This window comes from Streptomyces sp. NBC_00878 (genome assembly GCF_026341515.1).
Lineage (GTDB): Bacteria > Actinomycetota > Actinomycetes > Streptomycetales > Streptomycetaceae > Streptomyces.
Genome location: NZ_JAPEOK010000001.1, coordinates 4,978,251 through 5,004,994, shown reverse-complemented (window position 1 = coordinate 5,004,994; position 26,744 = coordinate 4,978,251). Strand labels below are relative to the sequence as shown.

At 67.1% G+C, this 26,744-nt stretch carries 22 protein-coding genes and 3 rRNA genes; 9 read left to right on the top strand and 16 right to left on the bottom strand.

The window, feature by feature from the left end:
• Positions 1-96: 96 nt before the first annotated feature.
• Complete coding sequence (locus OHA11_RS21205; protein ID WP_266498632.1) at positions 97-927, top strand: class I SAM-dependent methyltransferase; 831 nt, start codon at positions 97-99, stop codon at positions 925-927.
• Between the two features lie 81 nt (positions 928-1,008).
• On the opposite strand, the gene OHA11_RS21200 is transcribed toward OHA11_RS21205, so the two are convergent.
• Complete coding sequence (locus OHA11_RS21200) at positions 1,009-2,280, bottom strand: MFS transporter (RefSeq protein ID WP_266507342.1); 1,272 nt, start codon at positions 2,278-2,280, stop codon at positions 1,009-1,011.
• Between the two features lie 148 nt (positions 2,281-2,428).
• Between OHA11_RS21200 and OHA11_RS21195 the strand changes: the two genes are divergently transcribed.
• The 4 genes from OHA11_RS21195 to rrf all read left to right on the top strand — a co-directional run bounded on the left by OHA11_RS21195 (position 2,429) and on the right by rrf (position 8,882).
• Positions 2,429-2,977: a MarR family winged helix-turn-helix transcriptional regulator gene (locus tag OHA11_RS21195; RefSeq protein WP_266498630.1), complete on the top strand. Its 549-nt coding sequence runs from the start codon at positions 2,429-2,431 to the stop codon at positions 2,975-2,977.
• Positions 2,978-3,711: 734 nt separating this feature from the next.
• Positions 3,712-5,239 (top strand): 16S ribosomal RNA (locus tag OHA11_RS21190).
• A gap of 315 nt (positions 5,240-5,554) precedes the next feature.
• Positions 5,555-8,677: ribosomal RNA gene (locus OHA11_RS21185) — 23S ribosomal RNA — on the top strand.
• 88 nt (positions 8,678-8,765) lie between these two features.
• A 5S ribosomal RNA gene (gene rrf, locus OHA11_RS21180) occupies positions 8,766-8,882 on the top strand.
• Together the 16S, 23S and 5S rRNA genes form the textbook arrangement of a ribosomal RNA operon.
• Positions 8,883-8,975: 93 nt before the next feature.
• Here rrf and OHA11_RS21175 read toward each other — a convergent pair.
• The 4 genes from OHA11_RS21175 to OHA11_RS21160 form a co-directional block, all read right to left on the bottom strand.
• The gene (locus tag OHA11_RS21175) at positions 8,976-9,644 is read right to left on the bottom strand and encodes a response regulator transcription factor (RefSeq protein ID WP_266498627.1); all 669 of its coding nucleotides are present in this window, start codon (positions 9,642-9,644) and stop codon (positions 8,976-8,978) included.
• Positions 9,641-10,861, bottom strand: a complete 1,221-nt coding sequence (locus tag OHA11_RS21170) for a sensor histidine kinase (RefSeq protein WP_266507340.1) — start codon at positions 10,859-10,861, stop codon at positions 9,641-9,643. The genes OHA11_RS21175 and OHA11_RS21170 overlap by 4 nt, the downstream gene beginning before the upstream one ends.
• A 281-nt stretch (positions 10,862-11,142) precedes the next feature.
• Positions 11,143-11,916, bottom strand: a complete 774-nt coding sequence (locus OHA11_RS21165; RefSeq protein ID WP_266498625.1) for an ABC transporter permease — start codon at positions 11,914-11,916, stop codon at positions 11,143-11,145.
• Entirely contained in the window at positions 11,913-12,827 is a 915-nt protein-coding gene (locus OHA11_RS21160) for an ABC transporter ATP-binding protein (RefSeq protein WP_266498622.1), read from the bottom strand. The genes OHA11_RS21165 and OHA11_RS21160 overlap by 4 nt, the downstream gene beginning before the upstream one ends.
• A gap of 94 nt (positions 12,828-12,921) precedes the next feature.
• On the opposite strand from OHA11_RS21160, the gene OHA11_RS21155 reads away from it, so the two are divergent.
• Positions 12,922-13,512: a GNAT family N-acetyltransferase gene (locus OHA11_RS21155; protein ID WP_266498620.1), complete on the top strand. Its 591-nt coding sequence runs from the start codon at positions 12,922-12,924 to the stop codon at positions 13,510-13,512.
• Positions 13,513-13,532: 20 nt separating this feature from the next.
• On the opposite strand, the gene OHA11_RS21150 is transcribed toward OHA11_RS21155, so the two are convergent.
• The 6 genes from OHA11_RS21150 to OHA11_RS21125 form a co-directional block, all read right to left on the bottom strand.
• A complete protein-coding gene (locus OHA11_RS21150) occupies positions 13,533-15,212 on the bottom strand; it encodes a type IV secretory system conjugative DNA transfer family protein (RefSeq protein WP_266498618.1) in 1,680 nt (559 codons plus the stop codon).
• A 20-nt stretch (positions 15,213-15,232) separates the two neighbouring features.
• Positions 15,233-16,657 (bottom strand): ATP-binding protein, encoded by a 1,425-nt coding sequence (locus tag OHA11_RS21145; protein WP_266498615.1) that lies wholly within the window; start codon positions 16,655-16,657, stop codon positions 15,233-15,235.
• 12 nt (positions 16,658-16,669) lie between these two features.
• The gene (locus tag OHA11_RS21140) at positions 16,670-18,229 is read right to left on the bottom strand and encodes an SCO6880 family protein (protein WP_266498613.1); all 1,560 of its coding nucleotides are present in this window, start codon (positions 18,227-18,229) and stop codon (positions 16,670-16,672) included.
• Positions 18,226-19,566 carry a hypothetical protein gene (locus OHA11_RS21135; RefSeq protein ID WP_266498611.1) on the bottom strand — a complete coding sequence of 447 codons (1,341 nt, stop codon included), beginning with the start codon at positions 19,564-19,566 and terminating at the stop codon, positions 18,226-18,228. Before OHA11_RS21135 ends, OHA11_RS21140 begins: the two co-directional genes overlap by 4 nt.
• Complete coding sequence (locus OHA11_RS21130) at positions 19,556-20,392, bottom strand: hypothetical protein (protein WP_266498610.1); 837 nt, start codon at positions 20,390-20,392, stop codon at positions 19,556-19,558. The genes OHA11_RS21135 and OHA11_RS21130 overlap by 11 nt, the downstream gene beginning before the upstream one ends.
• Positions 20,393-20,593: 201 nt before the next feature.
• A complete protein-coding gene (locus OHA11_RS21125) occupies positions 20,594-20,902 on the bottom strand; it encodes a hypothetical protein (protein WP_055613376.1) in 309 nt (102 codons plus the stop codon).
• Positions 20,903-21,433: 531 nt separating this feature from the next.
• Between OHA11_RS21125 and OHA11_RS21120 the strand changes: the two genes are divergently transcribed.
• Positions 21,434-21,835, top strand: a complete 402-nt coding sequence (locus OHA11_RS21120; protein ID WP_266498604.1) for a helix-turn-helix transcriptional regulator — start codon at positions 21,434-21,436, stop codon at positions 21,833-21,835.
• Positions 21,832-22,494, top strand: coding sequence for an SRPBCC family protein (locus OHA11_RS21115; RefSeq protein ID WP_266498602.1), 663 nt, complete (start codon positions 21,832-21,834; stop codon positions 22,492-22,494). The genes OHA11_RS21120 and OHA11_RS21115 overlap by 4 nt, the downstream gene beginning before the upstream one ends.
• A gap of 7 nt (positions 22,495-22,501) precedes the next feature.
• On the opposite strand, the gene OHA11_RS21110 is transcribed toward OHA11_RS21115, so the two are convergent.
• The 3 genes from OHA11_RS21110 to OHA11_RS21100 are packed head-to-tail and all read right to left on the bottom strand — an operon-like array spanning position 22,502 to position 23,783.
• Positions 22,502-22,747 carry a DUF397 domain-containing protein gene (locus tag OHA11_RS21110; RefSeq protein ID WP_266498600.1) on the bottom strand — a complete coding sequence of 82 codons (246 nt, stop codon included), beginning with the start codon at positions 22,745-22,747 and terminating at the stop codon, positions 22,502-22,504.
• Entirely contained in the window at positions 22,740-22,928 is a 189-nt protein-coding gene (locus OHA11_RS21105) for a DUF397 domain-containing protein (protein WP_266498598.1), read from the bottom strand. Before OHA11_RS21105 ends, OHA11_RS21110 begins: the two co-directional genes overlap by 8 nt.
• 9 nt (positions 22,929-22,937) lie before the next feature.
• Positions 22,938-23,783, bottom strand: coding sequence for a helix-turn-helix transcriptional regulator (locus OHA11_RS21100; protein ID WP_266498597.1), 846 nt, complete (start codon positions 23,781-23,783; stop codon positions 22,938-22,940).
• A gap of 198 nt (positions 23,784-23,981) precedes the next feature.
• Between OHA11_RS21100 and OHA11_RS21095 the strand changes: the two genes are divergently transcribed.
• The gene (locus tag OHA11_RS21095; protein WP_266498596.1) at positions 23,982-24,398 is read left to right on the top strand and encodes an ATP-binding protein; all 417 of its coding nucleotides are present in this window, start codon (positions 23,982-23,984) and stop codon (positions 24,396-24,398) included.
• A gap of 41 nt (positions 24,399-24,439) precedes the next feature.
• Here the strand turns inward: OHA11_RS21095 and OHA11_RS21090 are convergent, their stop codons facing one another.
• Positions 24,440-25,378, bottom strand: coding sequence for a sigma-70 family RNA polymerase sigma factor (locus OHA11_RS21090; RefSeq protein WP_266498594.1), 939 nt, complete (start codon positions 25,376-25,378; stop codon positions 24,440-24,442).
• Positions 25,379-25,388: 10 nt separating this feature from the next.
• Entirely contained in the window at positions 25,389-26,621 is a 1,233-nt protein-coding gene (locus tag OHA11_RS21085; protein ID WP_266498593.1) for an NAD(P)/FAD-dependent oxidoreductase, read from the bottom strand.
• Positions 26,622-26,744: the final 123 nt, after the last annotated feature.

The following is a 26,744-nucleotide window of genomic DNA, read 5'->3' as shown; positions in this document are numbered from 1 at the left end:
AGCCCCCCACCACCTGACCAACAAGCCACCCACCATCTGACCCACAGGCCGCGCGGCATCTGGTCGGACCCGCCCCGCGGTGCTAGTAGCTCACCCATGGCTAGCTCACCCCAGGCAGACGAAACGGGCTTTCAGCTCAAAGGCAGCGCTCCCGAGCGCTACGAGGAGTACGGCGCACCGATCAACGCACCGTTCGTCGAGGCGGTGCTGGACGCCGTGGACCTGTGTCCCGGTCACCAGGTCCTCGATCTCGCCTGCGGCACCGGCTTCGTGGCCCGCGCGGCCGCTGCCCGGGTCGGCCCCACGGGCCATGTCGCGGCCGCCGACTTCAACGAGGGCATGCTCAAGGTGGCCGCCGCCAAGGCACCCCGCATGTACCCGGACATCGAGTTCACGCCGGCCCCCGCCGACCACCTCCCCTACCCCGACGACACGTTCGACGCGGTCCTCTGCCAGCAGGGCGTCCAGTTCTTCCCCGACCTCGGCGCGGCCCTCGTCGAGGCGTCCAGGGTCCTGCGCGCCGGCGGCAGGTTCGCCGCCACCGCCTGGGCCGCCCGGGACCGCTCCCCGTACTTCGCGGCGCACCACCGGGCCATCACCGAGTACGGCGGCCCGGAGGCCGAGGCGCACTTCGCGATGGCCTTCTCCTGCCCCGCCGAACGCCTCACGGCTGCTCTCACCGACGCGGGCTTCCACGACGTGATCAGCCGTGACATCACTTTCGACATCACCCTGCCCCCACTCGTCGCCTTCGCCCGCGGCCACCTGTCGGCCGTCCCCTGGGGCCAGGCCATCGAGGACGCGGGCGGCCCGGACCGCCTCACCCGAGCGGCCGAGACGATCGCCGAAACCCTCGCCACCCACACGAACCCCGACGGCACGGCAACGCTCCCGTTCACGTCCACCCTGGTAACAGCCGTCCACTGAGCCCTTCGAGGCGAACAGGAGACGGCCGCCACCACATCAGTGGCGACGGCCGTCCTCAGTTCCCCAGCCTCCGTACGCCCATCAGGCCGCGGTCCGCACGGACTCGGCCGAAGCCCCACCCCGCGCCACGACCCGACTCTTCGCCAACGACGGCTGATTCTGTACGGGAGTGAGCTGCTTCCCCAGCCGCACCGCCAGGAACGTGATCCCCAGCGAGAACAGCAGGAACGTCACCACGTACGGAGCGTGCAGCGAGGCCCCCATCGGCCCACCCACCGCGGGACCGACCGCGAGCGCCAGCTGCTTCACCAGGGCGAAGGCGGAGTTGTACTGCCCCGCCATCCCGTTCGGCGCGAGATCCGCGACCAACGGCGCCACGGTCGGCGACAACATCGCCTCTCCGAGCCCGAACAGCGCGTACGTGGACACGAACGCGGCCGTCGCCATGGTCTGGCTGCCGTGCCCGAGCCCCGCGTACCCGGCGACGACCCAGGCGAAGGCCCAGATCAGCCCGACAGCGGCGATCACCTGGGACCGCTTCCGCCGCTCGACGAACCGCAGCACGGCGAACTGCGCGACCACGATCATCGCCGTGTTCGCGGCAAGGGCGGTCCCGAGCGCGGACGTGGAGATCCCCACCGCCTCGACGCCGTACGCGCTGAGCCCCGACTCGAACTGCCCGTAGCAGGAGAAGAACAGCACGAAGCCCACCGCACACAGCTGCACCATGGCCCGGTTGCCGAGCAACTGCTTCCAGCTGCCCCCGGCCCCTCCCGGAGCACCCTCGACCTGCGGCGCCCGCGGCATCCGTACGGTCGCCATGACCACCACGAGCAGCAGGAACATCGCCGCCTCGATCGAGAACAGCAGCGTGAACGAGCTCGCCCGCGAGGCATCCACGAGATGACCGCCGATGAGCCCGCCCACCCCGAGCCCGAGGTTCTGCAGAAAGAACTGCGTGGCGAAGGCGCGCGACCGTGTCTCGGTCGACGAGCAGTCCACGATCATCGTCGCGAGCGCCGGCTGCATCACGGCCTGACCGGCACCGAGCGCGGCAGCGGACAGCAGCACGGTCGTCGAGCTGCTCGCGAGTCCCAGGCTCAGCGCTCCGACGGCGGCGGCGACCAGGGCGGCGAACAGCACCGGCAGCGGGCCCCGGCGGACGATGGCCCGCCCGGCGAACGGCAGCACCACGAGCGCGGCCACGGCGAAGACGGCGAGCACGAGACCCGCCGTCATCGCACCAAGATCCCGTACCTGCGCCACATAGATGTACAGATACGGGACGGTAAAGCCGAGCCCGAACGCGCTGAGTGCGTTGCCCACATGGATCCGGCGCATCTCCGCGCCCATCGCCCTGGTCACTTTCACCTGCCTTGGTAGGGGAAGTCTTACGTCTGCCTCAGGAGTTAGATGTGAAGACTTCGAAGCTAAAGTTAGGATCTAAACAGTACATCTCGAAGGACTTCAACGCCAAGCGACCGCGTGCCATACTGCGGCTATGGGTCACACCCGCCGCGTCAGCGAGCCGACGATCGAGGAACAGATCGCCGCCTACCAGCGCGAGTTCCAGGACCTCGACCCCCAGGTCGAGAAGATCGTCTCGGCACTGGGCCGTCTGAACCGCCGTATGAACGTCGCGTACGGCCGCCAGACCGCGACCCTCGGCATGAGCAACGCCGAGTGGGAGGTCCTCAAGGCACTCGTCCTCTCCGGCGCCCCCTACCGCATGGGCCCGAGCGACCTCGCCAAGCGCCTCGGCCTCACCCCGGCCGCGATGACCCACCGCATCGACCGCATGGTCGCGGAGGGCCTGGTCACCCGGGAACGCGACGAGTCCAATCGGGTACGCGTCATCGTCGAACTCACGGAGGAGGGGCGAGCGAAGTGGCTGGCGGTCATGCGCCTTGCCTCCGTTTTCGAGGAGGACCTGCTCCAGGACCTCTCCCCGGAGGAGCGCGGCGTCCTGGGCGAGGTGCTGACCCGCCTGCTGCGCCGTGTGGAGCACGCCCAGCCGGACGCCGGCGGTCGGCTCACCGACCTTGACTGAGGCCTGAGTTGGGCCTTGGCTCCGGCTCGGACTTCCTGCCCGCCGCTGGTTTGCCGGACGGTCGCCCGGGGGAGACTTGACACTCCCCTCGCCGATCCGTAAGGTTCTTCGAGTTGCCACGGGGCCGTAACGGTTCTGCGACAGCACCTCCGCCGCAGAAGCGGCACACCAAACCATCAGCACGATCTCCCCACCGGGGCGAATTCGGCGTGCCCGAATTCAATTCGATGTGGGGTCGGCAGCTCCGATTAGGACCTGCCGAGAGGATCCGCTAACGTTTGGGACGTCGGAACGGCCCAACAGCCGCGAAGGCAAACCCGGTTGACAGGGAGTCAGGCCCGAAAGGATCTGCTAGAGTCAACACCGCCGGAAAGGGAAACGCGAAAGCGAAAACCTGGAAAGTACCGAGGAAATCGGATCGGAAAACGGTCTGATAGAGTCGGAAACGCAAGACCGCAAGACCGAAGGGAAGCGCCCGGAGGAAAGCCGCGAGAGATTATCTCGGGTGAGTACGAAGGAAGCGTCCGTTCCTTGAGAACTCAACAGCGTGCCAAAAATCAACGCCAGATATGTTGATACCCCGTCCACCGCATTATGTGGTGGGTGGAGGTTCCTTTGAAAAAGTCCTGCCGGGCATGGTCCTGGCAGGCGCACAGCGAGGACGTTGTGAACAGCCGGGCTTATTCCGTCCGACTGTTCCGCTCTCGTGGTGTTGTCCCGATTACGGGAATACATTCACGGAGAGTTTGATCCTGGCTCAGGACGAACGCTGGCGGCGTGCTTAACACATGCAAGTCGAACGATGAAGCCCTTCGGGGTGGATTAGTGGCGAACGGGTGAGTAACACGTGGGCAATCTGCCCTTCACTCTGGGACAAGCCCTGGAAACGGGGTCTAATACCGGATAACACTCCTGCCCGCATGGGTGGGGGTTGAAAGCTCCGGCGGTGAGGGATGAGCCCGCGGCCTATCAGCTTGTTGGTGAGGTAGAAGCTCACCAAGGCGACGACGGGTAGCCGGCCTGAGAGGGCGACCGGCCACACTGGGACTGAGACACGGCCCAGACTCCTACGGGAGGCAGCAGTGGGGAATATTGCACAATGGGCGGAAGCCTGATGCAGCGACGCCGCGTGAGGGATGACGGCCTTCGGGTTGTAAACCTCTTTCAGCAGGGAAGAAGCGCAAGTGACGGTACCTGCAGAAGAAGCGCCGGCTAACTACGTGCCAGCAGCCGCGGTAATACGTAGGGCGCAAGCGTTGTCCGGAATTATTGGGCGTAAAGAGCTCGTAGGCGGTCTGTCGCGTCGGATGTGAAAGCCCGGGGCTTAACCCCGGGTCTGCATTCGATACGGGCAGACTAGAGTGTGGTAGGGGAGATCGGAATTCCTGGTGTAGCGGTGAAATGCGCAGATATCAGGAGGAACACCGGTGGCGAAGGCGGATCTCTGGGCCATTACTGACGCTGAGGAGCGAAAGCGTGGGGAGCGAACAGGATTAGATACCCTGGTAGTCCACGCCGTAAACGGTGGGAACTAGGTGTTGGCGACATTCCACGTCGTCGGTGCCGCAGCTAACGCATTAAGTTCCCCGCCTGGGGAGTACGGCCGCAAGGCTAAAACTCAAAGGAATTGACGGGGGCCCGCACAAGCAGCGGAGCATGTGGCTTAATTCGACGCAACGCGAAGAACCTTACCAAGGCTTGACATCGCCCGGAAAGCATCAGAGATGGTGCCCCCCTTGTGGTCGGGTGACAGGTGGTGCATGGCTGTCGTCAGCTCGTGTCGTGAGATGTTGGGTTAAGTCCCGCAACGAGCGCAACCCTTGTTCTGTGTTGCCAGCAACTCCTTCGGGAGGTTGGGGACTCACAGGAGACTGCCGGGGTCAACTCGGAGGAAGGTGGGGACGACGTCAAGTCATCATGCCCCTTATGTCTTGGGCTGCACACGTGCTACAATGGCAGGTACAATGAGCTGCGATGTCGCAAGGCGGAGCGAATCTCAAAAAGCCTGTCTCAGTTCGGATTGGGGTCTGCAACTCGACCCCATGAAGTCGGAGTTGCTAGTAATCGCAGATCAGCATTGCTGCGGTGAATACGTTCCCGGGCCTTGTACACACCGCCCGTCACGTCACGAAAGTCGGTAACACCCGAAGCCGGTGGCCCAACCCCCTTGTGGGGAGGGAGCTGTCGAAGGTGGGACTGGCGATTGGGACGAAGTCGTAACAAGGTAGCCGTACCGGAAGGTGCGGCTGGATCACCTCCTTTCTAAGGAGCATCTAGGCCGCCGGGTTCACTTGGTGGTCCAGGGCCATTACGTCGGCACACGTCCGACGGTGGTTGCTCATGGGTGGAACGTTGATTATTCGGCACTCTCAGTCATCTCGGCTGCCAGTACTGTCCTTCGGGGCGTGGAAAGCTGATCACGAGTGGCGAGGGTGCCGGGCACGCTGTTGGGTGTCTGAGGGTACGGCCGGTTGATTGGCTGCCTTCAGTGCCGGCCCCAGTGAACTCGCCCGTGAGGGTGGGGTGGTGGGTGGTTGGTCGTTGTTTGAGAACTGCACAGTGGACGCGAGCATCTGTGGCCAAGTTTTTAAGGGCGCACGGTGGATGCCTTGGTACCAGGAACCGATGAAGGACGTGGGAGGCCACGATAGTCCCCGGGGAGTCGTCAACCAGGCTTTGATCCGGGGGTTTCCGAATGGGGAAACCCGGCAGTCGTCATGGGCTGTCACCCACATCTGAACACATAGGGTGTGTGGAGGGAACGCGGGGAAGTGAAACATCTCAGTACCCGCAGGAAGAGAAAACAACCGTGATTCCGGGAGTAGTGGCGAGCGAAACCGGATGAGGCCAAACCGTATACGTGTGAGACCCGGCAGGGGTTGCGTATGCGGGGTTGTGGGATCTCTCTTCTGTCGTCTGCCGGCGACAGGACGAGTCAGAAACCGTTGATGTAGGCGAAGGACATGCGAAAGGTCCGGCGTAGAGGGTAAGACCCCCGTAGTCGAAACATCAACGGCTCGTTTGAGAGACACCCAAGTAGCACGGGGCCCGAGAAATCCCGTGTGAATCTGGCGGGACCACCCGCTAAGCCTAAATATTCCCTGGTGACCGATAGCGGATAGTACCGTGAGGGAATGGTGAAAAGTACCGCGGGAGCGGAGTGAAATAGTACCTGAAACCGTGTGCCTACAAGCCGTGGGAGCGTCGCGCAAGGAACTTGTTCCTTGCGTCGTGACTGCGTGCCTTTTGAAGAATGAGCCTGCGAGTTTGCGGTGTGTTGCGAGGTTAACCCGTGTGGGGAAGCCGTAGCGAAAGCGAGTCCGAACAGGGCGGTTTAGTAGCGCGCTCAAGACCCGAAGCGGAGTGATCTAGCCATGGGCAGGTTGAAGCGGCTGTAAGAGGTCGTGGAGGACCGAACCCACCAGGGTTGAAAACCTGGGGGATGACCTGTGGTTAGGGGTGAAAGGCCAATCAAACTCCGTGATAGCTGGTTCTCCCCGAAATGCATTTAGGTGCAGCGTCGTGTGTTTCTTGCCGGAGGTAGAGCACTGGATAGGCGATGGGCCCTACCGGGTTACTGACCTTAGCCAAACTCCGAATGCCGGTAAGTGAGAGCGCGGCAGTGAGACTGTGGGGGATAAGCTCCATGGTCGAGAGGGAAACAGCCCAGAGCATCGACTAAGGCCCCTAAGCGTACGCTAAGTGGGAAAGGATGTGGAGTCGCAGAGACAACCAGGAGGTTGGCTTAGAAGCAGCCACCCTTGAAAGAGTGCGTAATAGCTCACTGGTCTAGTGATTCCGCGCCGACAATGTAGCGGGGCTCAAGCGTACCGCCGAAGTCGTGTCAATCCAGCATGAGGGCCAACGCCCGCTGGGTTGGGTAGGGGAGCGTCGTGTGCCGGGTGAAGCCGCAGCGGAAGCTAGTGGTGGACGGTTCACGAGTGAGAATGCAGGCATGAGTAGCGATACACACGTGAGAAACGTGTGCGCCGATTGACTAAGGGTTCCTGGGTCAAGCTGATCTGCCCAGGGTAAGTCGGGACCTAAGGCGAGGCCGACAGGCGTAGTCGATGGATAACCGGTTGATATTCCGGTACCCGCTGTGAAGCGTCAAACATCGAACCTTCTGATGCTAAGACCGTGAAGCCGTTCCGGACCCTTCGGGGAAAGGAAAGTGGTGGAGCCGTCGGCCCAAGGTGGTAGTAGGTGAGTGATGGGGTGACGCAGGAAGGTAGTCCAGCCCGGGCGGTGGTTGTCCCGGGGTAAGGGTGTAGGCCGTGTGGCAGGTAAATCCGTCACACATTGAGGCTGAGACCTGATGCCGAGCCGATTGTGGTGAAGTGGATGATCCTATGCTGTCGAGAAAAGCCTCTAGCGAGTTTCATGGCGGCCCGTACCCTAAACCGACTCAGGTGGTCAGGTAGAGAATACCGAGGCGTTCGGGTGAACTATGGTTAAGGAACTCGGCAAAATGCCCCCGTAACTTCGGGAGAAGGGGGGCCATCACTGGTGATAGCACTTGCTGCTTGAGCTGGGGGTGGCCGCAGAGACCAGCGAGAAGCGACTGTTTACTAAAAACACAGGTCCGTGCGAAGCCGTAAGGCGATGTATACGGACTGACGCCTGCCCGGTGCTGGAACGTTAAGGGGACCGGTTAGTCACATTTCGGTGTGGCGAAGCTGAGAACTTAAGCGCCAGTAAACGGCGGTGGTAACTATAACCATCCTAAGGTAGCGAAATTCCTTGTCGGGTAAGTTCCGACCTGCACGAATGGCGTAACGACTTCTCGACTGTCTCAACCATAGGCCCGGTGAAATTGCACTACGAGTAAAGATGCTCGTTTCGCGCAGCAGGACGGAAAGACCCCGGGACCTTTACTACAGTTTGATATTGGTGTTCGGTTCGGCTTGTGTAGGATAGCTGGGAGACTGTGAAGCGGGCACGCCAGTGTCTGTGGAGTCGTCGTTGAAATACCAGTCTGGTCGTGCTGGATGTCTAACCTGGGTCCGTGATCCGGATCAGGGACAGTGTCTGATGGGTAGTTTAACTGGGGCGGTTGCCTCCCAAAGGGTAACGGAGGCGCCCAAAGGTTCCCTCAGCCTGGTTGGTAATCAGGTGTTGAGTGTAAGTGCACAAGGGAGCTTGACTGTGAGACCGACGGGTCGAGCAGGGACGAAAGTCGGGACTAGTGATCCGGCGGTGGCTTGTGGAAGCGCCGTCGCTCAACGGATAAAAGGTACCCCGGGGATAACAGGCTGATCTTCCCCAAGAGTCCATATCGACGGGATGGTTTGGCACCTCGATGTCGGCTCGTCGCATCCTGGGGCTGGAGTCGGTCCCAAGGGTTGGGCTGTTCGCCCATTAAAGCGGTACGCGAGCTGGGTTTAGAACGTCGTGAGACAGTTCGGTCCCTATCCGCTGTGCGCGTAGGAGTCTTGAGAAGGGCTGTCCCTAGTACGAGAGGACCGGGACGGACGAACCTCTGGTGTGCCAGTTGTCCTGCCAAGGGCATGGCTGGTTGGCTACGTTCGGGAGGGATAACCGCTGAAAGCATCTAAGCGGGAAGCCTGCTTCGAGATGAGGGCTCCCACCCACTTGATGGGTTAAGGCTCCCAGTAGACGACTGGGTTGATAGGCCGGATGTGGAAGCCTCGTAAGGGGTGAAGCTGACCGGTACTAATAGGCCGAGGGCTTGTCCTCAGTTGCTCGCGTCCACTGTGTTGGTTCTGAAACCACGAACAACCGTTGTAGCCATGGTCACGGCTCCGGTTTGTCAGTTTCATAGTGTTTCGGTGGTCATAGCGTGAGGGAAACGCCCGGTTACATTCCGAACCCGGAAGCTAAGCCTTACAGCGCCGATGGTACTGCAGGGGGGACCCTGTGGGAGAGTAGGACGCCGCCGAACGAATATTGCAGAAAGCCCCCGCACTTCGGTGCGGGGGCTTTCTCGCGTTTCAGGGCACTTCCCGGCTCTTCCCGGTTCTTTCCCCGGGCCTTTTCAGGATGGCTGTACCAGCTTTGTGTCGTACGCCAGGATCACTGCCTGGATGCGGTCCCGGGAACCCGTCTTCGCGAGAATGCGGCTCACGTGGGTCTTCACCGTCGATTCTGCGAGATGGAGGCGGGCGGATATCTCGGCGTTCGTCCAGCCCTGGCCGATGACTGTCAGGATTTCGCGTTCGCGGTCCGTGAGGGAGAGCAGGCGTGGGTCCCCGCCGGGGGCCGTTTCCCTGTCCGGTGCGGGGAGGTGCTCGGCGTACGCGTCGAGGAGGCGGCGGGTGAGGCTCGGGGCCACGACCGCGTCGCCCGTGGCCACCGCGCGGATGCCGGCGAGGAGTTCCTCGGGCTGGGCGTCCTTGATGAGGAAGCCGGAGGCGCCCGCCCGCAGGCCTGCGTATGCGTACTCGTCCAGGTCGAACGTGGTGAGGATGAGGACGCGGGTGCGGGCTCCGGAGGAGACGATGCGGCGGGTTGCCTCGATGCCGTCCAGGCCGGGCATGCGGATGTCCATCAGGACCACGTCCGGGTGGAGTTCGGCGGTCATGCGGACGGCCTCGCTGCCGTTGCCCGCCTCGCCCAGGACCGTCATGTCGTCCTGGCTCTCCAGGAGCATGCGGAAGCCGAAGCGCTGCAGCGACTGGTCGTCGATGATGAGCACGGTGGTCACTGCGGGGGTTCCTCCGGTAGGTGAAGGTGGACGCGCCAGCCGTGGTCCGGGAGCGGGCCGGACTCAAGTGTGCCGCCGTACAAGGCGGTTCGCTCGCGCATTCCGGTGAGGCCGCGGCCCCCGGTACCGGTGCCGGCGGCAGTGGCCGTGGCGTCGTGGTCTGTGCTTCCGCGGCCGGTGTCGGTCACCGTGGCGGTTACGGCGCCTCCGTCCGCGTACGACACCACGACTGTCGATGTCGCGTCGGGGCCGCCGTGTTTGAGGGTGTTCGTCAGGGCTTCCTGGATGACTCGGTAGACGGTGAGTTGGCGGCCCGGGGGGAGGGCGGTGGCGTGGCCGTGCAGGGTGGTGCGGACGGGGAGGCCGGCGGAGCGTACGCCGTCGATGAGGTGGTCGAGGTCGATGAGGGAGGGCTGGGGGGCCATCTCGATTCCTGGGGGATCGGCGCGCAGTACGTCCAGGAGGCGGCGGAGTTCGCCGAGTGCCTGGCGGCTGGTGGTGCCGATGGCGGTGAGGGCCTGGGCGGCCCGTTCCGGGTTCCTGGCGGCTGCGTACGAACCGCCGTCCGCGAGGCTGGTGATGACCGAGAGGTTGTGGCCGATGATGTCGTGCATCTCGCGGGCTATGCGGGCGCGTTCGGCGGCGGTGGCGAGTTGGGCCTGCTGGTCGCGTTCGACCTCCAGTTGGCGGGCGCGTTCGACGAGGGAGGCGAGGTACTCCTGGCGGGTGCGGTAGGAGATGCCGACGATGGCCACCATGGCGAGGCGGGTCGCCTGCGGGAAGAAGGTCTGGTCGGCGCCCTGCTCGGCGGGGTAGCGGAAGCTGTCCACGGTGATGGGCACCAGGATCAGGGCGTACGACCAGAGCAGGGTACGCAGGCGGGTGTGCACCGCGATGTTGTAGGTGACGACGAGCAGGGTCAGGCTTGCCTGGAGGTCGGCGCCGGTCCAGGCGTTGGTCAGGGCGAGCGGCAGCATGACCAGGAGGACCGTGACGGGGCGGGTGCGGCGCCACAGCAGGGGGACGGAGAAGCCCAGTGTCAGCATGGTGAGCAGCCAGGTCGGCGGGACGTCCGGGTTCGCGTCGATGTTCCGCCAGCCGCCGCTCAGGAAGTCGCCGAAGGCAGCGGTCACGAAGAAGCCCGTGAGCAGGATGTCCCACAGCAGCGGGTGGAGCCGGTCGAAGGCGCGCACCCGCTGGGTGAGGCGGTGGGTCAGGCGGGTGAACGGCTGCTGCCTCGCGCCGTTCGGCGACCAGCCCCGCCAGGACTGATCGCGCCAGGACTGGTCGCGCCAGACCTGGTCCCTTCGGGCGCGGTCGCGGTGGCTCTGGTCGCGGGCTGTGCGCAGCCAGTTCCAGGGCCCGTTCCAAGGGCCGTTCCAGGGCCTGTTCCTGTGCCGGTCCTGTTTCTCGGTCACGGCTCCATCCTCGTACACCCTCGTACGAGGGCCGGTCGTACGAGGGCCGGTCGTACGAGAACCGGTCGTACGGGAGTTGGTCATACGTCCCGTCGCCTGAGGAGCAGTGCCGCCACGCCCAGGGTCGCGGCCGTCCACAGGGTGAGGGCGAGAAGGGCGGGGCCCGTGGCCGCGTAGTCGGGGGTGTTCTGGAGGGTCATCAGGCCCTCGGCGGCCCTGCCGGGGAAGTACTTGGCGGCGCTGTCCATGGCGTCGTACGGGAACATCCTGAGCACCTCCGGGAGGATGGTGACGCCTCCGATGAAGGCGGTGATGCCGCCGGGGACCGAGCGGAGCAGGGCGCCCAGGCCGAGGCCGATGAGGGTCAGGAACGTGAGGCCCGCCGCGCTGGCAAGGAGAGTGCCGAAGACGCCCGGGGCGGTGAGCGACAGCTCCTTGTCCGTGCCGTCGAGGAAGAGTTGACCGGCCGTGAACGTGGTGGTGAGCGTGGCGAGCGTGGTCGTGAAGGTGACCGCGGCGACGACGCCGGCCTTGGACCACAGCACGGGGAGTCGGCGGGGTACGGCGACCATCGTGGAGCGGACCATCCCCGTGCCGTACTCGCCCGCGATGAACAGGACCGCGACGACGGCCAGGAAGATCTGCGAGAACTGCGTGCCGAAGAGGAGGAACTGGACGGGGTCGAAGCGTTCGGCTCTGCTGACGTCCTCCTCGTACGACGCGCTCATCCCGATGCCGATGACGAGGGTCACGGCGGTCGCGGCGGTCAGCATGATCCAGGTGGAGCGGACCGTCCACAGCTTGTGCCATTCGGAGCGCAGGATGCGGGACGGGGTGAGGGCGAGGGTGGTCATGCCGGCTCCAGGTGGGCTGCGTATTCGAGGGAGTCGCGGGTCAGGTCCATGAAGGCCGCTTCCAACGAGGCGGCGTGCGGGGTGAGTTCGTAGAGGGGGATGCGGTGGGCGGCGGCGGTGCGGCCGATGTGTTCGGCGTCCGTGCCGCGGACTTCGAGGGTGCCGGGGGTGGAGCTCGACACGTTTACGTCCGGGGCGGTGAGCAGTTGGGTGAGCAGGCCTGCTTCCGGGGTGACCACCTTGACCGTGCCCGCGCCCGATTCGCGTACGAACGTGTCGACTGTCGTGTCGGCCAGCAGGCGGCCCTTGCCGATGATGATCAGGTGCTCGGCGGTGAGGGCCATTTCGCTCATCAGGTGGGAGGAGACGAAGACCGTACGGCCTTCTGCGGCAAGGGACTTGAGGAGGTTGCGGATCCACAGGACGCCCTCGGGGTCCAGGCCGTTTACTGGTTCGTCGAGGATCACGGTGGCCGGGTCGCCGAGCAACGCGGCCGCGATGCCGAGGCGTTGGCCCATGCCGAGGGAGAAGCCCTTGACCCGCTGTCCGGCCACATCGGTCAGGCCGGTGAGGTCCAGGACGTGGGCCACGCGGCTCCTGGGGATGCCGTGGGTGAGGGCGAGCGCGACCAGGTGGTGGTGGGCCGTGCGGCCCGGGTGGACCGAGCGGGCCTCCAGGAGTGCGCCGACCTCGTGGAGGGGTGCGGGGTGGTCGGCGTACGCGTGGTCGCCGACCGTCGCGGTGCCGCGCGTCGGGGCGTCCAGGCCGAGGATCATGCGCATGGTGGTGGACTTGCCGGCGCCGTTGGGGCCGAGGAAGCCGGTGACGGTGCCAGGGCGGACCGTGAAGGTGAGGTCGGACACGACTGTCTTGCCGCCGTAGCGTTTGGTCAGTTCGGAGACCGTAATCATGTCTTCGATGGTCGGGCGGGCGGGTGGCCGGGGCGTCGGACGACGGCGGGATATGAGGTGAGGGGCGTAGTACCCCGGTATTACGGTGACCCTCATGAGCCCCGATGTTCGTTCTGATGACCGTCTCGATGCCTCGGCGGGCCATGTGGTGCGTTCGGTACGTGCCGACGAGTGGCCCGCGGCGAAGGAGCTCAGTTTGGCCGCGCTCCGGGATCCGGTGGCGCACCTCGCTTTTCTGGAGACGTACGAGGCTGCCGTGGGCCGGCCCGACAGCTTCTGGCGGGAGCGGGCGGCCGGGGCCGCCGAGGGTGTGCGTGAGCGGCAGCAGGTGGTGGCCGTGGCGCCCGACCGGCGGTGGGTCGGGTCGGTGGTCGTGCTCGTGGAGGAGGCCGGGGCGGTCGGCGCGCTCGGGGATGTCAGCGACGTACGCCAGGGGCATCTTGTGGGGGTGTATGTGCGGCCCGAGATGCGCGGGCGGGGGCTCACCGAGCGGCTCTTCGGTTGCGCCCTGGAGTGGGCGTGGGAGGTCGCCGGGGTGGACCGGGTCCGGTTGTTCGTGGACGAGCGGAACGGGCGGGCCGAGGGCTTCTACCGGAAGTTCGGGTTCGTGCCCACGGGGGAGAGCCTGCCGGTGGCCGGGGATCCGGGCACGCGGGAGCTGGAGTTCGTGTTCAAGCGGCCCTGACGGGCCCTGGGGGAGGTGGCCTACACCGGGAGTTCGCGGTCCGGCCAGCGGGAGCGGGCCTGTTCGCGGGAGCGGAGGAGGGCCAGGATGGGGAGGCCTCGGTTCGGGCCCGTGCCCATACCCGTGCTTGTGCTCGTGGCGAGCAGGTCCGGGAGTTGGGGGAGTGGGGCCACCGCGGCCACGTCGTCCAGGACGAGGGTGAGTGGTGGGTCGAGGCGACCGGAGGATGACCGTTCGGCCATGCGCCGGCCGCGCTCGACCACGCTTGAGGCGAGGGCCGTCAGCAGGGGCATCGCACCCGGATTTGCCCTGGGGTCCTCGATGGGTTCACCGACCACATAGAGCGTGCCCCCTTCGTCGACGAAGGAATCCAGGGTGAGGCTGTCGGTTCGGTTTGGGGTGCAGGCTTCTCGGACGTTGACCGTGAAGAGGGCGGAGAGCGCCCGGGCCGTCAACTCCTGGGCGATGTCCCGGCGTTCGGGGTGCGAGGTGAGGGTGGCTTCGAGTTCGCCCGCGGAGCCGGCGGCCGCCTTGGGGTTCGTACGGAGGATGCGTACGGCTTCCTGGACCTGGGTGCCCTGCGCCCAGCGGTGGACGTGGCGGATGGCGCGGCCGTCCACGGCGGCGGCGTGGAGGTAGCTGCGCAGGAGGGTTTCGGCCGTGTCGGCGACCGTCTGGTCGATCTTCGCGGTGGGGCGCACCGGGGCGAGGAGCGCTGCCGCGCGGGCCCCCGCGGTGTCCTTGTTCTCGCAGCCGGCGGAGGGGGACCAATGGAGGCGGGCCGGGGTGTCGCAGAGGTGGGAGGGGTCGTAGAGGAGGACCGGGCCCAGTTTCGCGCGGGCGTCCTTCGTGTCCGACCAGAGGGCGGGGTTGGAGGTGATGACCAGGGCCGGGCCGTCCGCGTCCCGGATCGCCTGCACGGCGAGGGGGTGGCGGGTCTCGGGCGGGCCGAGGACTACGGGGCCTCGCGGGGTGGGTACGCCCCCTGCCCCTGCCCCTGCCCCTGCCTCTGCCCCTGCCCCTGCCTCTGCCCCTGCCTCTGCCCCTGCGCCTTCGGCGCGGATGCTTTCCCACCCACCTACCCGATTACCGTCGGCCACCGAGGGAACCGACTCCAGCGGCGGCTCCGCCGCATGGACAGGCTCGGCGATGGGCTCGGCCGCCGATACCCGCTCCACCGCAGGGCGCGGGGCGACCTCACGAGGCACGGGCACGCTCTCGTACTGTGGTTGTGGTTGTGGTTGTGGTTGTGGCTGCGGTGCTGCCTCTTGCTTCCGCTGCGGCTCGGGAGTGGGCTCCGGCACGGTGGACGCGGACGCGGCCAGCGCTCTGCGTCTCACTCTCCCCGCCCGCCATCTCGCCACCGTGCCCAGGACGAACACCGTCAGGACCAGCAGCACCATCAGTTGGCCGATGAACAGGCCCCAGAAGAGTCCGTAGCCCGACAGCTGGGTGTCCGGGGTGTCCGGCCAGGCGGCCGCGATGTCGTGCGGGGCCTGGACGAGTTGGCGCATGGCCAGGGGCGTACGGCGGAAGGTGACGGCGGTGGGCCAGGAGCCGTGGGCGAACAGGCCGGCCAGGCCGGTCGCCGTCCACACCATCACGGTCATGCCGAGGACGAAGGCCAGGACGCCGACCAACAGCCCGTCGGGGATGCCTCCTTCGCCGCCGCGGTGGCGGTCGCGCTCGTCCGGTCTCATCTCGGGCCGCTCCTCTGCGCCTACGCCACCGTGGACTCGGACGAGTCGTCGAGATCGCTCAGGTGTTGCTCCATGAACGCCGCCGCGCGTTCCTCGGCCTCCAGTTCGGCGGCCCGCAGGGCGTCGTCGGCCAGGTGGTCGGCCGACGACTGTGTCATGGCGCGGTCGGTGAAGCAGAGGGGGCGTTCGGTCTCGGTGATCAGGTGTTTGACCACCTGGACGTTGCCGTTGACGTCCCAGACCGCGATGCCTGGCGTCAGGGTGGGGATGATTTCCACGGCCCACCTGGGCAGGCCGAGGACCCGGCCTGTTGAGCGTGCCTCGTCCGCCTTCTGGGCGTAGATCGTGCGCGTCGAGGCCATCTTCAGGATTGCCGCGGCCTCCTTCGCCGCTGCCCCGTCGACCACGTCGCTCAAGTGGTGGACCACCGCCACGAACGACAGGCCCAGGCGTCGGCCGAACTTCAGCAGGCGCTGGAACAGCTGGGCCACGAACGGGCTGTTGATGATGTGCCAGGCCTCCTCGACCAGGAAGATGCGCTTCTTCCGGTCGGGGCGGATCCATGTGTGTTCCAGCCATACGCCGACGATCGCCATGAGGATCGGCATGGCGATGGAGTTGCGGTCGATGTGGGACAGGTCGAAGACGATGAGCGGGGCGTCCAGGTCGATGCCGACCGTGGTCGGGCCGTCGAACATGCCGCGCAGGTCACCGTCGACGAGGCGGTCGATGACGAGGGCGACGTCCAGGCCCCAGGCCCGTACGTCGTCTATGGCGACGTTCATCGCCTCCGCCGACTCCGGTTCGGGGTGGCGCAGTTGCTCGACGATGTCCGTCAGTACGGGCTGGCGCTCGACGATCGTCTCGTTGACGTACGCGTGCGCGACCTTGAGTGCGAAGCCGGAGCGCTCGTCCAGGCCGTGGCCCAGCGCGACCTCGATGATCGTCCGGAGCAGGGCGAGCTGGCCGGTCGTGGTGATCGCGGGGTCGAGCGGATTGAGCCGGATTCCCATGTCCAGGGCGGCGGTCGGGTCGAGCCGGATGGGGGTTATACCCAGCTGCCGGGCGATGAGGTTCCACTCGCCGTCGCCGTCCTCGCCCTGTGCGTCGAGTACGACGACCTGGCGGTCCTTGAACCTCAACTGCCGTAGGACGTACGTCTTCTCCAGGGCCGACTTGCCGTTGCCGGACTCGCCGAGGACCAGCCAGTGCGGGGCCGGGAGCTGCTGTCCGTACAGCTGGAAGGGGTCGTAGATGTAGCCCTTCCCGGAGTAGACCTCGCGGCCGATGATGACGCCGGAGTCGCCGAGGCCGGGGGCCGCGGTCGGCAGGTAGACGGCCTGGGCCTGGCCGGTGGAGGTGCGCACCGGTGGGCGGGTCGTCTCGACCTTGCCGAAGAGGAAGGACGTGAAGGCCTCGGTGAGGACGGACAGCGGATCCCGCATCAGTACTCAGCCCTACCTTCGGATGCCGGTGGCGAACGGAAGTGTGTTCACGAAGGCGCGGTGGTGCTCTCGGTCGCACCACTCCAGCTTCAGGTACGACTTGCCGGCCGAGGCCCTTATGGTCCGCTTGTCGCGGGCAAGGGCTTCGGGGTTGCGGGAGGAGACGGTGATGTAGCCGACGATGTTGACGCCGGCGGCGCCGCTCGCGAGGTCCTCGCCGCGCTGGTCCATGCGGTTGTGCGAGGCGACGTCGCGGGGGTCGACGGTGCGGTTCATCTTGGCCTGGCGGCTGGCCTCCGCCTCGTCGTTCGTCTTCTCGGTCAGCATGCGCTCGATGGCGACCTCGGTGGGTTCGAGGTCCATGGTGACGGCGACCGTGCGGATCACGTCGGGGGTGTGGACGAGCAGCGGGGCGAGGAAGTTGACGCCCACCGGGGTCATCGGCCACTCCTTCACCCAGGCCGTGGCGTGGCACCAGGGGGCGCGGGTGGAGGACTCGCGGGTCTTCGCCTGGAGGTAGGTGGGCGAGACGGCGTCCAGCTCGGCGGGCCAGGCGTTCCGTTTCGTCATCGCCTGGATGTGGTCGATGGGGTGGTCCGGGTCGTACATCGAGTGCACGAGGGAGGAGAGCCTGCCCTGGCCGAGCGGCTGGCGCACCCGGATGTCGGCCTCCTGGAGGCGCGAGCAGATGTCGGTGAGCTCGCGGGCCATGACGACGGCGAGGCCGGAGTCCTTGTCGAGCCTCTTGCCGCCGTGCGGGCGGGCGGCGCGGGCCATCGTGTGGGCCTCGGCGGCGAGTTCGCGGGAGTAGTGCATGCAGGCGACGAGGTAGGCGCGGTGCTGCTCGCTGCTCGTCGACACCATGGACTGGAGCTGGTCGTACGACTGCTGCAGCCAGCCGGGGGACCGCTCGTCGCCGCGCTGGACGACGTCCTTGGCGTGGGCGTCGGGGTCGGCGGGGAGCGTACGGGCGAGCATCTGGAGGCGGGTGACGAAGCCGTCGCCGTTCGCGACGTGCTTGAGGAGGGTGCCGAAGCGGTCGACGAGGGCTTCCTGGTCCTCGCTGTCGCGCAGGCCGACGCCCGGGCCCTCGATCTCGATCGCAGCAGTGACGGTTTTCCGGTCGGCGTGCAGGAGGACGGCGATCTCGTCGGGGCCGAAGGGTGCGGCGAGCCAGGTGATCCGTCCGATGCCGGGCGGGGGGCCGACCTCGACCTCGCGGCCGTCGACGCTCGTACCGGACTCCATGACGTTGCTGCGGTAGGCGGTGCCCTTGCGCAGGCTGCGCTTGTAACTGCGGTTGATCTCGAACCACTTGTAGAAGGTCCGCCGCTTGTACGGCACGTACACCGCGGCCAGCGCGAGCAGCGGGAAGCCCACGAGCGTCACGATGCGCAGGGAGAGCACGGGGACGAGCAGGCCGGACATCATGCCGAGGAACGCGCCCACGATGATCAGCGCGATCTCGCCGGACTCGCGGTTCCGGCCGACGATCGCGTTCGGCCGGGCGCGGCCGATCAGATATGTCCGGCGGGGCGTGACCACGTGGGACACGTGGGACTCGGTCGTCAACGCCCTTCACCTCCCGTGCGGTTGTTGCTGCTGTTGCGTGAGTTGCTGGCGTGGGGGGTGTTGACCGGGCTGCTGCGGGGCGGGGGCGCGGCCGAGGGTGCGGATCCGCCCCCTCCGCCGGAGCTGCCGCCCGAGCCGCGTGAGCTGTGGGCGGCGACGCCGCCGGAGGCGGGGTTGGAGGGCCGGGCGCCGCTGTTGCCGCCCCCGCCGCCTCCGCCGCCGTTGTTGTCGGCACGGGCGCTGTGGGTCTTGATGCCCTGGGCGACGAGGGTGGCGGGCGAGCTGATGACGGCCGCGGCCTTGCCTTCGGCGCCCTGCATGATGCGGTTGCTGCGGGAGTTGGCGATTTCGTCGCCGAAGCCCGGTACGAAGCGGTAGATCATCGCGCTCGCGAAGATGGCGAGCAGGATGATGGCGAGGCCGGAGACGACGGCGGAGAAGGCGTCGGGCCCGTCCTCGGCGGACAGGGCTCCGGCGAGGCCCAGCACGATCACGATGACCGGTTTCACGAGGATGACGGCGATCATGATGCCCGCCCAGCGGCGGACGTGGCCCCAGAGGTTCTTGTCGACCAGGCCCGCGTAGACGACGGTGCCGAGCAGCGCGCCCACGTAGAGGAGGGCGGCGCGGATCACGAGCTCCAGCCACAGGATGCCGGCGGCCAGGATCGACACGAGGGACACCACGATCAGCATGATCGGGCCGCCGCCGATGTCGTTGCCCTTGTTCAGGGCGCCGGAGAAGTTGCCGAAGAACGTGTCCGTCTGGTTGCCGGTCGTCTTGGCGAGGACCTCGGCGATGCCGTCGGTCGCCGACACGATGGTGTAGAGGATCAGCGGGGTGAAGGCCGACGCCAGCACCGTCAGCCAGAGGAAGCCGATCGCCTCGCCGATGGCCGTGCTGAGCGGGACGCCTCGTACGGCTCGCTTGGCGACCGCGAGCAGCCACAGGAGGAGGGTGAGGATCGTCGACGCGGCGAAGACGACCGCGTACTGCTGGAGGAACGTGGTGTTCGTGAAGTCGACGGTCGCCGTGTTCTGGACCGCGTCACTGAGCTTGTCGATGGTCCAGGAGGCGGCTTTGGCGCAGCCCTTGGCGAGGGAGGCGAGGGGGTCGAGGGTGTCGGTGACGGAGGGGGCGGTGGTGTCGCCCTTGTCGCCGCTGCCTCGTTCGCAGTAGTCCTTGGCGGGGCCGACGATCAGGTCGCAGTTGTCGTCGGACGGCGTGGGCGTCGGTGTCGGTGCGGCGGCCGCCCGCGTGGCGAGCAGGACGAGCGTGGTCTGTACGGCTGTGACGGCGGCGGTGACCTTGAGCACGCGGCGCGGGCTACCGGGCATACGTGAAGCCTCCGAACTCTTCCACGGCCTTCGAGATCTCGTCGGACGGCGAGACCTTGTTGTCGCCGTTCACCGGCGCCGGTCCATCCTTCTGGGAGAAACTGTCGACCTTCCAGTCGCCGTCGGTCCACCGCAGCTGGAGCGTCATGGTGAACCAGTCGTTGCTGACCGGGTTTTTCGAGTCGTCCCCTGCCGTGCCGAACACGCCCGTGCACCAGACCTCGACGGTCGCCGCGCCGGTCGAGTAGTCCGCGACCTTGGTGCCGACCGGCATGGTGCGTGAGACGTAGGTCTGTCCTGAGGCCGCGTTGCCGTTCTCGTCCAGGCCGACGTTACTCAGGAACTCCTTGGAGTACGCCTTGTCGAGCTTGGCCTGCAGCGCGGACACCTTGTCGGCGACGAACACCCGCTGGACGATCTCGCCGCGCCGGGCGGGCTTGAGGATGTCGGCCGAGACCAGTACGACCGAGTAGTTCGCGGCGGCGGACTGGGCCCCCTGCTGGTCGTGTGCGAACCCCGAGGGAATCCCGCCCGCCTGCGTCTCCACCGGCTGCGTTCCGGAGGCCGCCGTAGGCGCGCTCTCCGCCTTGTCGCCCCCCGTCTCACTCGACCCGGAATCATCGCCCCCACGGTTCGCGAAGGCGATGGCGGCAATCAGGAGCACCACGACACCCACCACGGTGACGAGGCTGCGGGACGACGAGCGGCCGCGTCGGGCGCCGCCGTAGACGTCACCGGCACTGTCGGGCAGCCGCGTGCGGGTCTGGCCGGTACCCCCGTATCCGCCGTCGTCGCCGCGCGCTCCGTGCTCGTCGCCGAGACTCATGCCGCGTACGCCCCCTCAACCTCGTGCTGAACCGCGTAGACCGCGTAATACGACGGTAGCCGCGCTGGCTCCCGCGCGGGCGCGGTGTGGTGACTCGACATCAGGGAAACGCAACCTCAGCCGGTGGGCACGACGGACGGGTGGGTTGGAGGGGGACCGGGTGCGCCCGGCCGGGTCTGAGGACGCCGAGCCGGCGGCCGCCTAGACGGCCATGCCGTACACGATGGTGAAGACAGTGCCGAGCGAACCGATGATGAAGACTCCGGTGAGACCCGCCACGATGAGGCCTTTGCCTTGTTCGGCGCTGAAGGTGTCGCGGAGGGCCGTCGCGCCGATGCGTTGCTTCGCCGCTCCCCAGATCGCGATGCCGAGGCACAGCAGGATGGCGACCGCCATCACGACCTCGATCATCACCCGCGCCTCGTTGCCCAGGCTGCCGAAGGGGCCCCAGTCAGGGGCAATCCCGCCGATGATCGTGTTGATGTCGCCCTTTTCGGCTGCGAAAAGCATGTAAGTCACCGCCCCTTGTGGGTTGTTCTGCACCCCCTGCCACTCTGCGCAGAGGTCAGGCCTATTCTCGCCGACAATTGCGCTGTCGTATGTCGACTTGGCGTCATTGATTGGCGGGTTTCGTACGTATCCCTTGCCACCGGCCCTCGCGAGGCCCTGTCAGGGAGCGGGAGACGGTATACAGAGAGGCGTATTGTCACTCTGTGTATCACGGCTGGTCACGCCGGGCAATGAAGTGGAACCGGAAGTCGAACCGGAACCTGAGGTGTGGTTCCGTCGTTAACCCCTCTTATCCGGCTTACCCCTGGCGGCGACCGACTCCGCCTGTCCATCGAGCCCGACCCCGTCCCATGTGCGCCGGTTCGTCGTGCCGATGCTCTCCGGGTCGTGCGTCTCCTGGTGAGTAGACACCGCCCGTTTTGCGCTGGGGAAAGGTTATCTCGCGTGGGGGCGTGCGGATCTGGTGGGGTGTCAGTGATCTGTGATTCATAGTCTTGCGCTTATATAAGTCACCAGTGATACATTGGTTCCGTGCACGCATTCGACGTACTCGGGGATCCCGTACGCCGCCGGATCCTTGAGCTGCTCGCAGGCGGCGAGATGAGTTCCGGGGCCGTCTCGGAGGCCATCAGGGAGGAGTTCGGGATATCGCAGCCGGGCGTCTCCCAGCATCTGAAGGTGCTGCGGGAGAACGGCTTCGCCACGGTCAGGCCGGAGGGGACCCGGCGGCTCTACGCGGTGAACTCCGACCCGTTGCGCGACATCGACGCGTGGCTGGCCCGCTTCCGGCACTTCTGGACTCCCCACCTGGACGCTCTGGCCACGGAGCTGGCCCGGGGCAAACGCGAGCGCCGGCTCCGCGGATCCGCGGACGACACCGGCGAGGGCGCCCCCTCAGACGACAACTCTCCACAGCGGAGGAGCAACCCATGATCGACGTCACTCACCAGATCAACGCCGTACGGCGTCACGTCGGCAGCCGTGTCATCGAGGCCGGCGAGGCACACGTGGTGACCTTGAGTCAGACGTACGATTCGACCGTCGAGGACCTCTGGGACGCCTGCACCAACCCCGAGCGCATCCCGCGCTGGTTTCTGCCCGTGACCGGCGACCTCCGCCCCGGCGGCAAGTACCAGCTGCAGGGCAACGCCAACGGCACCGTCGAGAGCTGTGACCCGCCGCGGGGCTTCACCGCGACCTGGGAGTTCGCCGGGAACGTCAGCTGGATCGAGCTCCGGCTGATCCCCGCGGAGGACGGCGGAACGCGTTTCGAGCTGGACCACATCGCCCCGGACGACGACGAGAAGTGGGCGCAGTTCGGCCCCGGAGCCGTCGGCGTCGGCTGGGACATGGCCCTCATCGGCCTCACCCTGCACCTGTCCTCCGGCGAGGCCGTGAACCCCGAGGAGGCCATGGCCTGGTTCGGGACGGAGGAGGGCCTCAGGTTTGTCACCCTGAGCAGTGAGGGCTGGTACGCGGCGAGTGTCTCCGGCGGTGAGGCGGAGGGGGTCGCGCGGGCACGGGCCGACCGTACGACGGCGGCGTACACCGGGGCCGATGCCGGTGCCGATGGCAGCACCGGTGAGGAGTGACGTCGGTCTAGGGTGACCCGTCCTCCAGGCCTTCCACGCCCTCCACGAAGTGGTCGAACTCGCCTGCCTGTACGCCGAGTACGAAGGCGTCCCACTTCTTCTGGGTGGTTGTGACGACGGTCTCGGGGTCGCTGGTCTCGCGGATGTAGACGAGGTCGTTGTCGCCGAAGGCGAGCTCGATCCAGGGGCCCGGGCCGGTTGCCTCCGGCGGGGCGGCGCGTTCCCAGGTGAGGTTCGCGGGGATGTCAGCCATGGTTCGGGTTCTCTTTGAGTACGTGGATGAGGGCGGCGAAGGCTTGGGGGGTGGCCCCGAGTATGGCGTGGGTGGGGTCGCCGCTTTCGGTGAGATGGATGGCTTCGGCGGTGGAGGCCGTATGTATGCATGAGTCGCCCTCGGAGCAGTAGGACGACTTCTGCCAGGCGTAGGGAGTCACGGGAGTTCCTCAGAGGTCGTGGATCACGGCGTGGATGAGGTCGCGGGTTTTGTCGGGTGAGAGAGCGACGGCGTTCAGTCTCTCGAAGAGGTTCCGGTACTTGCGCAGTTGGGCTTCGGCGTCCAGGAACGTGAGGCCGTGAGACTGGTCCAGGTGCACCGTGTCGAGCTCCGGTACTGGGCCGTGCGCGTAGAAGATGGACTGGCCCGATCCGGGGTAGGCGCCGACATCGAACGTGATGGCGCGCAGGGTGATGTGCTCCCGCTCGCTCGCGTCGAGCAGATGCTTGAGCTGCTGTTGGGACACCGACGGCCCGCCGATCTTCATCCGCAGAGCTGCCTCGTGAATGATCGCCTCGTACGGAGTGGGGTCGTCCCGGTACAGCACGGCCTGGCGCTTGATGCGGAACGAGACGCGGTGCTCGATGTCCGGTGGGGAAAGCTCCGTGACTGCTTGCCGGAAGATTTCACGGGCATGGTCGACGGTCTGGAGCAGGCCGGGGATGCGTGCAGTGACCATGGTGCGCAACGACTGGGCGTTGTGCTCCAGTTCGGCCAGGTCGAGTAGCGGGCCGGGCAGGATCTCGCGGTACGTCTCCCACCAGCCGTGCTTGCGGCCGCCAACCATCCCCGCGATGGCTTCCGTCAGGGCTTTGTCTGAGCACTCGTACTGGCAGGCCAAACTGCGCACGCGCTCTGCGCTAACACCGATCCGGCCGGTCTCCATGTTGCTGACCTGTGCTTGCGGCATGCCGAGGAGTTGAGCGGCCGCCGTTGAAGTGAGACCTGCTTGTTCGCGCAACTTGCGCAGCTCGGCCCCGAGCCGGAGTTGACGTCCTGTCGGGTTGGTCCGCACGGCGATGCTCCTCGATCTTCCGTGCTGCAAGTCACCCACACGGATGGTTGTGCTTATTCTTCACTGTTATCCGGTGAAGAATATAACTTCTGCCGCTACCTTGTTGGTCAGGCGCCCCGCTCAGAAGTACCCCGCTCGACGGAGCGACCGCGGTCACTGAGCAACCGTCCAACTCCCCTCCGTGATCGGAGACTTCCGATGGTCACCGTATCCCCGTCCTTGGCCTACACCCTTCATCTCCCGCGCGATCCCCGCGCCCCGGGCATCGGCCGCGCAACCCTGCGAACCGTCCTCGCCGCGCACGACCTCACGCAACTCATCCCGACGGCGGAGCTGCTCGCCGCCGAGCTGCTCGCCAACGCCCACCTCCATACCGACGGCCCGTACGCCCTGCGCCTGCGTGCCGCCGAGTCGGGGCGGGTGCGGATCGGGGTGTGGGACTCCGACCCCACCGTCCCGCGAGGCTTCGACGCCCCCGGTGCCGTACCGCCGGACATGTCGGAGAACGGGCGCGGGCTGAACCTCGTACGGGCGTGTGCGGACACGTGGGGCGCGTACGCGCTGGGCGGGGACCGGGGCGGGAAGTTGCTCTGGGCCGAGTGTCAGCGGGGGTGACCAAGTGCTGTCCCGTGAACGGACGGCTTCCGTTGCTCTAGTCACCATGCGTCGATGACCGGCGCGTCCGGTTCGTGCCGCCGCCAGGCCTTGTTGAGGCGCGCGAGCCGGTCTGCGGCGGCGATGCCGCTCAGGGACGCGACCTTGCCGTCGCTGACTTCGAACGCCACGGCGCCCACGACCCGGCCGTCGACCACGGCGAGGACGGCCGGGGAGCCGTTGACCAGCGCGATATGCATCGCGGGCGAGCCGCCGGCCAGCCGCCGCTTCGCCGGTGTGGGCTTGAAGCCGGCGCGCACGAAGGAGGCGACCTTCTCGCGCGTCTTGTACCGCAACAGCCGCTTGGCCAGTCCGGCGCCGTCCGAGACCGCCGTCACGTCGTCGGTGAGCAGCGCCACCAGCCGTTCGGTGCGCCCCGACGTGGCGGCGGCGAGGAACTCCTCGACGACCCGGCGCGCGGACGCGGGGTCGGCCTCGCCGCCGCGTCGGCGCTCGGCGGCGACCCGGATCCGGGCCCGGTGGACATGCTGCTGGCTCGCGGACTCGGTGATGTCGAGGATCCCGGCGATCTCGGCATGGCCGTACGAGAAGGCCTCACGCAGGACGTAGACGGCCCGCTCGACCGGCGAGAGGCGCTCCAGGAGGGTCAGTACGGCCAAGGACACCGATTCGCGCTGCTCGAAGGTGTCGGCCGGGCCGAGCATCGGGTCGCCCTCCAGGAGCGGCTCGGGCAGCCAGGCACCGGCCGCCCGCTCGTGGCGCGCCTGCGCCGAACGGAGCCGGTCGAGGCAGAGATTGGTGACGACCTTGGTCAGCCACGCTTCCGGCACCTCGACCCGTTCGCGGTCCGCGGCCTGCCAGCGCAGGAACGTGTCCTGCACGGCGTCCTCGGCGTCGGCGGCCGAACCGAGCAGACGGTACGCGAGCGAGGCCAGCCGGCCCCGGCTGGCCTCGAACCGATCGATGGCTGCGCTGTCCATGCGGAACAGCCTATGCAGCGGCCCTCGCACCGGCCCCTGCACCGGCCCCTGCACCGGCCTCTGCACCGGCCCGGTCGGGCGCGGTGGCCAGGCGGCGCTTGCGCTTCGGCATGCCGAAGGTCGGGTGGGCGATGCTCCACCCGGCCCCCTTGAGCACGCCCGACTTGAGCCGCGCGGCGGCCTTGCCGCCCAGGTACCAGGACTTCGACCGCGCGTCCCCGTCCACCATCTGGAAGATCGCGTCCCGCCGCCCGAGGCTGATGTGGTTGCCGTAGTACTTCAGCGCGGTGTTCGGGACCTCGCTGCCCGTCAGGCGCGCGATGATCGCGGCGGTCGCCTGCATGTTGGTGAAGCCGGCCGAGCCGCAGGACATCGGCAGCGGTCGGCCGTTCTCGCCGATCGCGTAGGCGCAGTCACCGGCGGCGTAGACGTCCGGGTGCGAGACCGAGCGCATGGTGCGGTCGACGACGATCTGGCCGGTCTCGGCGACCTCCAGCCCGCTCGCGGCCGCGATGGGGTGCACGGCGAACCCGGCCGCCCACACGGTCACGTCGGCCGGGACGGACGCCCCAGTGACGCGGTCGGCGATCGCCCGTGTCGGCTCCACGGCTTCGATGCCGGTGTGCTCGTGGACGGTGATGCCGAGCCGGTCGAAGGCCTGGCGCAGGTGACGGCGGGCCTTCGGGCAGAGCCAGGCGCCCAGCTCGCCGCGGGCGGCGAGCGCGACCGAGAGGTCGGGCCGGAACTCGGCGAACTCGGTGGCGGTCTCGATGCCGGTCAGCCCCTCACCGACGACCAGTACGGTGCCGCCCTCGGCCAGGCCGGCCATGCGCTCGCGCAGACGCAGTGCCGAGGACCGGCCGGTCACATCGAAGGCGTACTCGGCCACGCCGGGGACGCCATGGTGGGCCACGGAGCTGCCGAGCGCGTAGAGAAGCGTGTCGTACGCGAGCTCGCCATCGCCGTCCTCGCCGGTCACGGCGACGGTCCTGCGCTCGGGGTCGACGCCGGTGACGCGCGCCAGGCGCAGCCGCACGCCGGTGCCCGCGAACACGTCGGCGAGCTTGCGGAACGCGACGTCCTGGCCGATCGCGAGCTGGTGGAGCCGCATCCGCTCAACGAAGTCGGGCACGGCGTTGACGACGGTGATCTCGGTGTCGGCGGGGGAGAGCCGGCGGGCCAGGTTTCCGGCGGCGAAGGCCCCGGCATATCCGGCGCCGAGTACGACGATGCGGTGCTTCATGGCGTTGCTCCTGTCTCGTTCGCGGGCCCTTTGAACGAGACGGCGACCCGATTGCTGACAGGAGCCGGGTGTGACGCGGGTCACCGACCCGGGACGAGCGGCGGGAATGGATCGGTTGCGCCG